2 protein-coding genes, 12 tRNA genes, 1 rRNA gene and 1 pseudogene are annotated in these 5,495 nt (G+C 41.3%); 14 read left to right on the top strand and 2 right to left on the bottom strand.

Going from position 1 to position 5,495, the window contains the following annotated elements:
• The first annotated feature begins 34 nt into the window (after positions 1-34).
• The 14 genes from rrf to EKM76_RS12590 all read left to right on the top strand — a co-directional run bounded on the left by rrf (position 35) and on the right by EKM76_RS12590 (position 3,064).
• Positions 35-151 (top strand): 5S ribosomal RNA (gene rrf / locus EKM76_RS12655).
• An 11-nt stretch (positions 152-162) separates the two neighbouring features.
• A tRNA-Asn gene (locus tag EKM76_RS12650) sits at positions 163-235 on the top strand.
• A gap of 9 nt (positions 236-244) precedes the next feature.
• Positions 245-334: transfer RNA gene (locus tag EKM76_RS12645), tRNA-Ser, on the top strand.
• Between the two features lie 11 nt (positions 335-345).
• Positions 346-417, top strand: a tRNA-Glu gene (locus tag EKM76_RS12640).
• 3 nt (positions 418-420) lie between these two features.
• Positions 421-493: transfer RNA gene (locus EKM76_RS12635), tRNA-Val, on the top strand.
• 8 nt (positions 494-501) lie between these two features.
• Positions 502-575, top strand: a tRNA-Asp gene (locus EKM76_RS12630).
• A 21-nt stretch (positions 576-596) separates the two neighbouring features.
• A tRNA-Phe gene (locus EKM76_RS12625) sits at positions 597-669 on the top strand.
• Between the two features lie 4 nt (positions 670-673).
• Positions 674-754: transfer RNA gene (locus EKM76_RS12620), tRNA-Tyr, on the top strand.
• Between the two features lie 11 nt (positions 755-765).
• Positions 766-839 (top strand) — tRNA-Trp (locus EKM76_RS12615).
• Between the two features lie 2 nt (positions 840-841).
• Positions 842-914, top strand: a tRNA-His gene (locus EKM76_RS12610).
• Positions 915-926: 12 nt separating this feature from the next.
• Positions 927-998, top strand: a tRNA-Gln gene (locus tag EKM76_RS12605).
• Positions 999-1,031: 33 nt separating this feature from the next.
• Positions 1,032-1,102 (top strand) — tRNA-Cys (locus tag EKM76_RS12600).
• Between the two features lie 54 nt (positions 1,103-1,156).
• Positions 1,157-1,240, top strand: a tRNA-Leu gene (locus EKM76_RS12595).
• A 445-nt stretch (positions 1,241-1,685) separates the two neighbouring features.
• Positions 1,686-3,064 (top strand): IS3 family transposase gene (locus EKM76_RS12590; RefSeq protein WP_386794852.1). Its coding sequence is split into 2 segments (ribosomal slippage): positions 1,686-2,184 and positions 2,184-3,064, totalling 1,380 coding nucleotides; the frame shifts between segments, so codons are not numbered across the junction.
• Positions 3,065-3,110: 46 nt separating this feature from the next.
• Here the strand turns inward: EKM76_RS12590 and EKM76_RS12585 are convergent.
• Positions 3,111-4,466: an amino acid permease gene (locus EKM76_RS12585; RefSeq protein ID WP_125550949.1), complete on the bottom strand. Its 1,356-nt coding sequence runs from the start codon at positions 4,464-4,466 to the stop codon at positions 3,111-3,113.
• 842 nt (positions 4,467-5,308) lie between these two features.
• Positions 5,309-5,495 (bottom strand): annotated as a pseudogene (locus EKM76_RS12580) (IS30 family transposase); the annotation flags it as partial.

The raw sequence follows: 5,495 nt of genomic DNA, 5'->3' as shown, positions 1-5,495 counted from the left end.
CCAGTTTTGAGAGCGTAACGTTCTCAGAAAGTGGTGTGGTGGCGATAGCAAGAAGGATACACCTGTTCCCATGTCGAACACAGTAGTTAAGCTTCTTAGCGCCGATAGTAGTTGGGAGAGCACTCCCTGCGAGGGTAGGACGTTGCCACACTATTTTATTATTCCGGCTTAGCTCAGTTGGTAGAGCGTCTGACTGTTAATCAGAATGTCGTTGGTTCGAGTCCGACAGCCGGAGTCGAGTCATGGAGAGTTGTCCGAGCGGCTGAAGGAGCATGATTGGAAATCATGTATATGGGTATTACCTGTATCAAGGGTTCGAATCCCTTACTCTCCGTCAGCTATGCTGGCCCGTTGGTCAAGTGGTTAAGACACCGCCCTTTCACGGCGGTAACATGGGTTCAAATCCCGTACGGGTCATATGGAGGTTTAGCTCAGCTGGGAGAGCACCTGCCTTACAAGCAGGGGGTCACAGGTTCGATCCCTGTAACCTCCATCAGCAATGGTTCCATGGTCTAGTTGGTTAGGACGCCTGCCTGTCACGCAGGAGATCACGGGTTCGAGTCCCGTTGGGACCGGTTATTTATTATTTTTCATATGGCTCGGTAGCTCAGTCGGTAGAGCAATGGATTGAAGCTCCATGTGTCGGCAGTTCGATTCTGTCCCGCGCCATTATGGAGGAGTAGCGAAGTGGCTAAACGCGGCGGACTGTAAATCCGCTCCTTCGGGTTCGGTGGTTCGAATCCACTCTCCTCCATTTTTTATAATAGGGATATATTTCAATGGTAGAATCACGGTCTCCAAAACCGTTGATGTGGGTTCAACTCCTACTATCCCTGCCATGGCGGTATTGGCGAAGTGGTTAACGCACCGGATTGTGGCTCCGGCACGCGTGGGTTCGATTCCCACATACCGCCCTTGTATCACATTGGGATATAGCCAAGCGGTAAGGCAACAGACTTTGACTCTGTCATGCGCTGGTTCGAATCCAGCTATCCCAGTTAAAAGTTTCAAGGTATTTGGACCTTGATGATGGCGGTATAGCCAAGTGGTAAGGCAAAGGTCTGCAAAACCTCTATCACCGGTTCAAATCCGGTTACCGCCTTTTGTTGTTTATAAAGGTGTGGTACCATACTTTTAAGTGAGCATAATATATTATGCCGGCGTGGCGGAATTGGCAGACGCGCTGGATTCAAAATCCAGTTCCCTCACGGGAGTATCGGTTCGACCCCGATCGCCGGTATCAAGATACAAACTAGGACAAAACCTAAAATTAAGGAATCCCGTTAAATCAACGTTTAGCGAGGTTCTTTTTTTTATTTATACGTATACAAAGTACAACGATTTAGATATTCTGGGCACACTGTGGTCAATCTATCAACAGGATAAAGTATAGAGCTATTAAAATTCCTCACCCGATATTAATGAAATCGTATTGCTAATTGAAGTGTTGGGAAGCCAGGGAAACGTAATTTTAGTTACCAATACTCTGCGGCGTAAAAAGGGTATTGGGGACTCGTTTTGGGTTGATGGTGTAGCTTTAGCTGGGTGTCTAAGAAATGGAATCCACATTGTCTGAAATATGATAGTACGCTATCAAATAAAAAATAAATTAAAAGCCAACCACTATTTTGAAGTGTGAAGTGAACCCCCGGTATTGGACCAAATCCAATACCGGGGGTTTTACTATGACAAAATACACTAAACTATTTAAGTTTAAGGTTGTTCAAGATTATTTGACCACTTCGCTAGGACTCGAGTTAATCGCTCGTAAATACCGGATTAAAAGTCATACAACCGTTAATAAATGGGTCAGACAATATCAATATTTCGGTACTGAAGGACTTGAAGTTAGAAGACCAGAAAAAGTTTATGATGGCTCCTTTAAGGTAAATGTTTTAAAATGGATGAAAACGAACCAAGCGTCCTTAACTGAAACTGCCCTTAACTTCGATATTTCCGCGCCATCCACGATCTGGCAATGGCAACGTACTTTCGAAAGCAGTGGTGTTGAGGCCTTGTATCGTGGTAAGGGGCAACCAAAGCTAATGCCAAGGAATAAACAAAACAAGAAAATTAAGCAGCAAAGTGAGCTAGAACAATTACGCGAAGAGAACGAATTACTAAAGATTGAGAATGAATATCTAAAAAAATTGAAGGCCTTGGTTCGATCACAACAAGACGATGAGCACAAATCATCCAAAAATTAAGGTCGAGCTATAAGCTTGTCAAGATCCTCAAAGTAGTTGGAATGGCCAAAAGTACATACAACTACGCTGTAAGTCACGTTGCCGTTGATAGCGACAAAGACGCAGGACTTAAACAAACAATTACTGATTTCAAGACTAAGGCTCCTGCGGCGGGTTATCGTCAGGTTACTGGGCAATTACGCGAAATGGGTATAGTCGTTAACCACAAGAAAGTATTACGCTTGATGCGAGAATTGAACCTACTGTCGACTGCCTTTAGTAAACAAACTCGAAAGTATAATTCTTATAAAGGAACGGTTGGCACTATTGCGAAAAACAGACTTAACCGGCGGTTCATGGCAGATCGTCCTTATCAAAAATTAACGACAGACATTACTGAAATTCGTTGGGGCAAGAAAACGATTGAAGAGCGTGCTTATTTTACGTGTATCTATGATTTGTTTTCTGGTGAAGTACTTAGCTATAATATTTCTTTAAATCCAACTGTGGCATTCACGATGAGGGTTTTAGAGTCAGCAATCGATTGCATTCCCAAGCAGTTAGGTTATCACACAACGATCCATTCAGATCAAGGATTCCAATATCAGAATTTTCGTTGGGTTCAGATTTTAAAAAAACATCGAATTTTTCAAAGTATGTCTCGAAAAGCAACGTGTTTAGATAATGCCGCAATGGAAAGCTTCTTTCACATAATGAAAGCAGAAGTGTACTATCAAAAAGAGCTCAATACGCTTGAAGAGTTAACTTCAGCAATATCGAGCTGGATTCAATATTATAATTTTTCTAGAATTAAAACAAAACTGGGTGGTAAGAGTCCGGTTAAATACCGAATTCTTACCACCCAGAAAGTTGCTTAAAGTTTCGTCCAATATTTGGGGTTCACTTCAGTGGTTGGCTTTTAATTTAAGCTTTGCGGGTCGATTTTTGCATAACTTGGTAAACAACGAACATAAGGATAAACCAGATCAAAGCAATGATCACCGATAACATTGTACTAGAATCAAATAATAGAAAAATTAGCACAGCGGTGAAGAAAAAGATACTGATATAATCTGTTACCGGATATCCCGGCATACTGAAAGCAGCGTAGCCAGCTGGCTGTTTCTGGCGATATTTAACGTGGCACCATAATAAAATCAGCCATACGAAAACGAAATTGATTGTAGAAACGCCTGAAATTAAATTGAAAATACTAGCCGGCATCAGATAATTTAGAATAACGATCACGAATAGAATAGCAGAAGAAAAGCGTAACGCTAAATTAGGGACGTTGTTGCGACCAAGCTTAGTAAACTGTTTCGGTGCATTACCGCTGCGGGCTAGTGCGTGGAGCGTGCGACTAGTGCTGAAAATGGCACTGTTGGTAGCTGACATTGCGGCAGTCAATACGACAAAGTTAAGGATCCCAGCAGCACCCACAACACCGATACTAGAAAAAACTTGAACAAAGGGGCTGGTAGTCGTGGTGATGTGATTCCATGGGTAAACACTCATGATGGCGACCATTGATCCAATGTAAAAGAGGCCGATCCGAATTGGTAAACTGTTGATTGCTTTAGGTAGGTTGACTTTAGGATCAGTCGTTTCACCAGCGGTTAGGCCGACCATTTCAATACCAACAAAGGCAAAAACTACCATCTGAAATGACATAAAGAAGCCAATGGCACCAGTTGGAAAGAAGCCGCCATGACTGACCAAGTTACTAAAGCCAGCGGTCCCGCCACCATGTACCGGAAAATGAATGATCGCTAGAACAATGCCGACGACCACTAACGCCAAAATCGCCACTACTTTGATCATTGAGAACCAGGATTCCATTTCACCGAACAAACCAACATTGACTAGATTGACCAGTAGCAGCAATAGAATGATGATCAATGGCGTAGCCCACTGAGGAAAACTTGGGAACCAATATTTAACGTAGATACCGCTGGCGGTTAAATCCGCCATGGCTAGACTGATCCAACAAAACCAATAAGTCCAGCCAGCGACAAATTCCATGCGCTTGCCTAGATAGAGTTTGACGAAATCTAGGAATGAACTCTTACTGGTGTCGGATAGTAACAGTTCACCGATCGCTCGCATTAGGAAAAAGCAAAAGATACCGACGATCAGATACGATAAAATAATTGCGGGTCCAGCGGCACGGATTGCAGTACCTGAGCCTAAGAAAAGGCCAGTACCGATAGCGCCACCGATGGCGATCATTTGGATATGCCGACTTTTCAACGAACGGGATAGTTTCTGTGGATCTTGCATAAGTGGATCCTCCTCTGTTTCTTGATTTTTATATCTGACCGAGGTATTTTATAGTAATTAAAAACGCCCCTAGTGCAGATATCTTTGCACTAGGGGCGTTTGATTAACGCTGTTCCACCCAAGTTTCACAATTCATTGAATTGCCTCTAATGATCTATAATGCGATCAACCTTCATACAACGCCATTCAAGTGAGTCAGCTTGCAGCATGGGCTGACCTCTCTGGACACCTGATTAAAACAATTGTTACTCAGTGTATTAAAGATTCAGGGTTTTGTCAAGTTAGTCTAAGTATTAGATGAACACAATATCAAAAAATTAGATAGTTAGCCGCAAATTTATCAAAGTAATTTTCAAACTACACCGTATTACAAAAATATTTTTTGTATTTAATAACGATAATAGATAAGCGCTTTATTTTGACTTTAATCGGAACGGATTTTGAATTATTTGTCATGCTTATTATAACAAATCGCTAATTATAGATAGGTAAAACGAATTCATTGAAAACGTAAGCGGTTAAGCTTTATAAGCGATAAAGTCAAAAATGATAAAGAAATTCATCAAAAGTTGGTGAGATATTTTTATCGGAATAGATTATAATGAAATTAGTAATACGAGTAGTTGCTTTTTCTAAAAGTAATCTAATTAATTTTAAAAGTGACTTAATATATTTACAATCAGATAAAATTATTTTGATGGTCAGATTTTAATTCAGTGGGGTGAATTATAATGAGTAAACAGAAACAAGAATTATTTCCCAAATTGCAAGAACAAATTAGCCACACGATAAATCCTATTAAATCAGTATTTTCATTAATATTCATATTTTATGGATTTAACTTAACCGGCGGAAGCAGCGGAGAAAAGCTCTTTGGGTATTTGATAGCCAGTTTGCCGGCGCGGTAAATTGTTTAGCTTTGACTCAACTGCTTGGATATCATGAGGACCCAAAATATCCATGGATAGACCCTTGGGTACATCGCGGCGGATCATTCGATTATGCGCTTCGTTAGTCCCACGCTCAGAG

Origin of the sequence: Loigolactobacillus zhaoyuanensis (assembly GCF_003946385.1) — a bacterium.
Taxonomy (GTDB): domain Bacteria; phylum Bacillota; class Bacilli; order Lactobacillales; family Lactobacillaceae; genus Loigolactobacillus; species Loigolactobacillus zhaoyuanensis.
This window is presented reverse-complemented; position numbering and strand designations above follow the sequence as displayed.